Here is a 1312-nt window from a genome sequence, read left to right on the forward strand (position 1 = left end):
TGACCCGTCCTGAATAGCGTTGACACGTTCCCGACTTAAATACGGAGAACGTGATGATGACTGAGTTCAAACGCACCCAACGTGATTATCCTCTATCCTTTAAAATAGCCGTTGTTGAGCAGGTCGAAAAAGGCGAGATGACCTATAAACAGGCCCAACAGCGATATGGCATTCAGGGGCGCTCCACCGTGCTTGTCTGGCTGCGTAAATATGGCCGGCTCGACTGGCGTCCCGGACTTCCTGACCTGGCGAAGAGGAAACTGCCTGTGGCTCAGACAAATATCCCGCTTACACCCGAACAAAGAATCAAGGAACTTGAAGAGCAGCTTGCGCTGGCTAACCAGAAAGCTGAATTTTTTGAGTCTGTTATTAATGTCCTGAAAAATGATTACGGGGTGAGTGTCGTAAAGAAGCGGCCCGGCAAGTCCTCGCGCAAGGTCGGACCTCAAAAGTAACCGTTACGCGGGCATGCCAGTTCCTGGGGCACAGCAGACAGGCCTGGTATCAGGACAACGCAAGATACAATAAACGACAGCAACATAATGCACAGGTTATTGATTTTGTTGCCCGTATCCGGTGCCGTCAACCGCGTATCGGTACGCGTAAACTGCACTACCTTCTGAACAGTCAGTCAGATAACAAGTTGAATATTGGGCGTGACCGTCTTTTTAGCCTGCTGGGTGAACACAGGCTTCTGGTTCCTGTAAAACGGGCTTATCACAAAACCACCAACAGCCATCATCGCTTTTACCGGCATCCCAATCTGCTGAAACCCGGCCCCGGACAGGTAACAGCCCTCGAGCCAGAACAGGTCTGGGTCGCCGATATTACTTACCTTCCGCTACGCAGCGGCGTGGCCTATCTGAGTCTGGTCACGGATGCCTGTTCCAGAAAAATTATGGGTTACCATGTGGGGGAAAATCTGCAGACTGACAATGTGATAAAAGCGTTCAGAGAAGCGCTGCGGAGGAGAAAAACGGCAGGTCCCCTGATACATCATTCAGACAGAGGGCAACAATACTGTTCAGCGCTTTACCAGTCGGTTCATGAGAGAAACGGGATAACCTGTTCAATGACAGATGGTTATGACTGCTATCAGAATGCGCTGGCTGAGCGAATAAACGGAATCCTGAAAAATGAGTTTTTACTCACACGCCCGGCAGATCTGGCGCAGGCGAGGAAGATGGTAAAAGAATCGGTGGCAATCTATAACCACGAGCGGCCGCATCTGGCCCTGAAATACAAAACGCCCGATGAGGTTCATCGGGCGTTTTACAGGCAGAACGTTGTCAACCTAAATCAGGACTAGTCA

1 protein-coding gene is annotated in these 1312 nt (G+C 50.5%); it reads left to right on the forward strand.

Annotated features, from left to right (window positions below; genetic code table 11):
- The first annotated feature begins 53 nt into the window (after positions 1-53).
- A protein-coding gene (locus OMR58_RS25965; protein WP_264547334.1) for an IS3 family transposase occupies positions 54-1309 on the forward strand; the annotation gives its coding sequence in 2 pieces (ribosomal slippage) (positions 54-414 and positions 414-1309; 1257 coding nt in all).
- The last annotated feature ends 3 nt before the right edge of the window (positions 1310-1312 follow it).

Source organism: Erwinia sp. INIA01, from assembly GCF_025947915.1.
GTDB lineage: Bacteria > Pseudomonadota > Gammaproteobacteria > Enterobacterales > Enterobacteriaceae > Erwinia > Erwinia coffeiphila.